Origin of the sequence: Catellatospora sp. NPDC049609, from assembly GCF_040675365.1 — a bacterium.
In the GTDB taxonomy this organism is placed as follows: Bacteria; Actinomycetota; Actinomycetes; order Mycobacteriales; family Micromonosporaceae; genus Catellatospora.
In genome coordinates this window covers 1-3,106 of sequence record NZ_JBFAOU010000378.1, presented here as the reverse complement: position 1 = coordinate 3,106, position 3,106 = coordinate 1, and the positions used below count along the sequence as shown (strand labels likewise).

Annotated in this window: 5 protein-coding genes; 1 reads left to right on the top strand and 4 read right to left on the bottom strand. The window is 66.5% G+C overall.

Annotation, left to right across the window (positions count from 1 at the left end):
• Positions 1–130: 130 nt before the first annotated feature.
• Genes AB0J67_RS40285 through AB0J67_RS40275 form a run of 3 tightly spaced genes read right to left on the bottom strand, consistent with a single transcriptional unit; the run spans position 131 to position 1,556 of the window.
• A complete protein-coding gene (locus AB0J67_RS40285) occupies positions 131–1,012 on the bottom strand; it encodes a replication initiator (RefSeq protein ID WP_363490960.1) in 882 nt (293 codons plus the stop codon).
• Complete coding sequence (locus AB0J67_RS40280; protein WP_363490962.1) at positions 981–1,334, bottom strand: replication initiator; 354 nt, start codon at positions 1,332–1,334, stop codon at positions 981–983. Before AB0J67_RS40280 ends, AB0J67_RS40285 begins: the two co-directional genes overlap by 32 nt.
• A gap of 9 nt (positions 1,335–1,343) precedes the next feature.
• Positions 1,344–1,556: a hypothetical protein gene (locus tag AB0J67_RS40275; protein WP_363490958.1), complete on the bottom strand. Its 213-nt coding sequence runs from the start codon at positions 1,554–1,556 to the stop codon at positions 1,344–1,346.
• Between the two features lie 249 nt (positions 1,557–1,805).
• Between AB0J67_RS40275 and AB0J67_RS40270 the strand changes: the two genes are divergently transcribed.
• Positions 1,806–2,348 carry a GNAT family N-acetyltransferase gene (locus AB0J67_RS40270; RefSeq protein WP_363490956.1) on the top strand — a complete coding sequence of 181 codons (543 nt, stop codon included), beginning with the start codon at positions 1,806–1,808 and terminating at the stop codon, positions 2,346–2,348.
• Here the strand turns inward: AB0J67_RS40270 and AB0J67_RS40265 are convergent.
• The gene (locus AB0J67_RS40265; protein WP_363490954.1) at positions 2,336–2,920 is read right to left on the bottom strand and encodes a transposase; all 585 of its coding nucleotides are present in this window, start codon (positions 2,918–2,920) and stop codon (positions 2,336–2,338) included. The genes AB0J67_RS40270 and AB0J67_RS40265 overlap by 13 nt on opposite strands.
• Between the last annotated feature and the right edge of the window lie 186 nt (positions 2,921–3,106).

Below are 3,106 nucleotides of genomic sequence, written 5' to 3'. Positions count from 1 at the left end.
AGAAGGGGAAGTTCTCTCGAACATCACCGCGATGGCCGCTTCTGTCATTCCCCACGTCGAGGGACAAAAGCCCAGCTCACGTAAAAGAGAAAGCTAAGAGCGGTGGCGGTCATCTCTGTCTCTCTCCTGGTCAGATAGGATGGCGTGGTGCCGACGGAAGTTCCGAGGGGGCGCCGGTGGCGTGCGGCGTCGGCAGCCATGGCGGCGAGCGCGGCGTCGCCAGCCGTTGCCGACGTGCTGCCAGTGGTTGATGACGAGCACGGTCGTGTCGGCGGCGTCGTCGACCAAGTCCACGGGATCGCCGGGTGCGATGGCGTGGACGGTGACCCCGTGGCGGCCTGGGGCGGGGCGCGGCGCGGAGGGCGCCCATGGTGGTGGAGTCGCGGCGGCTCTTGGTGGCGAAGTGGCCGCCGAAGCCGAGCATGTGTGCCCAGCGGCGCAGTCCGATCCAGCCGTCTACGGCGCTCAGGTCCCCGCAGGCCCGGATGAGCCGGATGGTGTGCCGGTGCGGGTCGGCGTAGGCCTCGACGTTAGCCGCGGTGACTCGTCCGGCGCTGACGCCAGTGATCTCGGTGACCTTCGCGGCGTACTTGGCCAGGTGGCCAGCGACGTGCTGCTCGGCCAGAGACTCGCCGGGCAAGCCAGTGCGTGCGACCTTGACGTCGATCTGCGTGCCCCAGTGCAACTCCCGGCCGGAGAGCTGGTCGGGTGACCGGCGGTGGTGAGTGCGGTCGAGCGGGCGGCGAACTCGACAGCGGCCTTGAGCATGGCGGCGGTGTAGAGGGGACCCGGTCGCCGTGAGGGTCGACGCCGAACTGCGAGGGTGCGATGGTGTGCGGCGGGTCGCCGGACAGGTTGGCCTCCAGCCGCTGTGGCACGTGCAGGTGGACGACGCCGCACTCGACCTTCGCGTAGCGCAGCTTGACCGCGCCCTGGGGGTCGCGCCGATCTTCGTGGCGCACGGCCAGCATGGTCCGGTCTCACAGCTTGGCCACCAGGTGATTCCACACAACCCGGTGCCCGTGGTTGTAGCAGTCCACGCAGAACGGCTGCCCGAGCCGGTGATCCCGTTCGCCGTGCGCGGCGGTGCAGGACATCGGCTTGCCGTGGACGCAGACCGGGCGCTCACGGCGGACGCGGCAGCCCTGGGGCTTGCCGTTGGGCACGACGCGAGTGTGCACGATCCCGAACGACGGCTCGGTGAGGGTGACGAACACGGTCGGGTGCGACACCACGGTTTCTGGCGCGCCTTTCCCGTCGGCCAAGCCAGCCTTGATCCGTTGGTAGGTGTCGTAGCGGTAGGTGGTGGCGCAGGCCGGGCACAGCGAGGCGATGCGCGTGCTTCACGGCTTGTAGAGCACGTTGTCGCGAAGTGTGTCGGTGGAGAAGCGTTCGAGCACGGCGCCGGTCGACGCGGGCACGGTGAGGACTTCACCGCGGAGGCGGATGGGCGGTGCGGCGGCCGGCGCGGGCGGCGGCGTGAGCAAGCAGCCGAAGCCGGCCTTGGTGGCCCAGTCCTGCAGCCCGAGGCGTTCGGCGGCGGTCGGCTCGTCCAAGCCGACCGTGTCTCCCAGGAGGTGCCCGGCGATCGAGGCGGATCGACGAGGCCGACGTGCGGGCTGTTTCGGGTGCGTCTACTCGGCGAGTGCGTCCGAAATCCGTCGCTAGATGATCACCATGTCGCGGCTCACTGATCCGTTGACCGAACGATCATGCGCCACTGGGGCGTCCGCAGCGATGTGTGAAGCTGCGACCAGGCGATTTCTCGATTGACCATCGCCTTCAGCTCCAGGCACCATCGAGCAATGAATCACTTTGCCGAGAACCTAACATTTGAAGATGTCAATCTGCGCCGATGGCGCGTCGAGGACGTCGACGCGCTGCATGCCGTGGTCGTGGAAGCCAGGGAGCACCACGCTCCTTGGGCGCCGTGGCCCCGGCAAGATCGCGGGGGGACCGAAGGCTTCGTGCGCAGGTCGATCGAGGAATGGCACAGTGGCACTTCATACGCCTTCGGCATATACCTCGACATGGCCCTTGTCGGGGGCATCCGCCTGTTTAACCGGCGTGGTCCTGGCGTCCTGGAGATAGGCTACTGGCTGCACCCAGTGGCGATCGGTCGCGGTGTGGCGACTAAGGCCACCCAGGCGCTGATCGCCAGTGCCTTCGAGCTACCCGGCATCGAGGCAGTCGTGATTGCGCATGACGCGGACAACTTGCGCAGCGGCGCAGTGCCTGCCCGCCTCGGTTTCACGGAGATCGAACGTGTTCCAGTCGAGCCGCATCATCCTGGCGAAAGCGGCATCGCCGTCGTCTGGCGACTCACTCGAAACGCTCAACAGGTCTGATGGCACCGTTCATTTGCGTTTTGTAGGCAACTCCGGCCATGTCTGGGCAGCTTGCCTCTTTCTGGCCACTTGGCACTCAAAAGATGACCCTCTCGGACCCCGGGCTCTGGGAGTCGCTCCCGCCCACCGTCGGCCAGGGCAAAGCCTTCACGATCTCCGGACGTGGTCAAGACCGTTCGTCCGGTAGGGCGCTCCGTATTGACACGTCCGGAGATCATGGCCACCACGGTGCGGGCCGGCGGCAGACTCGGAGTGTCCTGAGGCCGTAGTTTCCCGGGTCGGGTCGAGTTCCGATGCGAGAAAAGCTGAGGCGGCCTTGAAGATCTCGTTGGCTCTGCGCAGCTCAGCGTTCTCTTTGCGGAGCCGCGCAGTTCTTCGGCCTCGGCGGTGGTGGGTTGGTCGAAGCGCTCACCGTGGTCGGCCTGGTCCTGGCGGATCCAGTTGCGCAGCGCCTCGGGATGCACGCCGAGCTGCCCGGCCAGGCGCTTGATGACCGGTTTGGGGTCGGACTCCCGGTAGAGCCGCACAGCGCGCTGACGCAGCTCGTCCGGGTACTTGCGAGGGGCGGGCACAGAGAACCTCCTGGTCAGGGTCTATCAGACCATGATCGAAAGTGAGGTTCCCCGGGTTTCATGGAGTCGTTTTGGTTGACTTTCGTACGTTTCGCTCGTTGAGAGTGGCGTGCCGAGGAGTTATCCACCCGAGTTCCGTCGCAAGGTTCTGGATCTGCTGAAGGCAGGCCGGTCGGTCGTCGACCT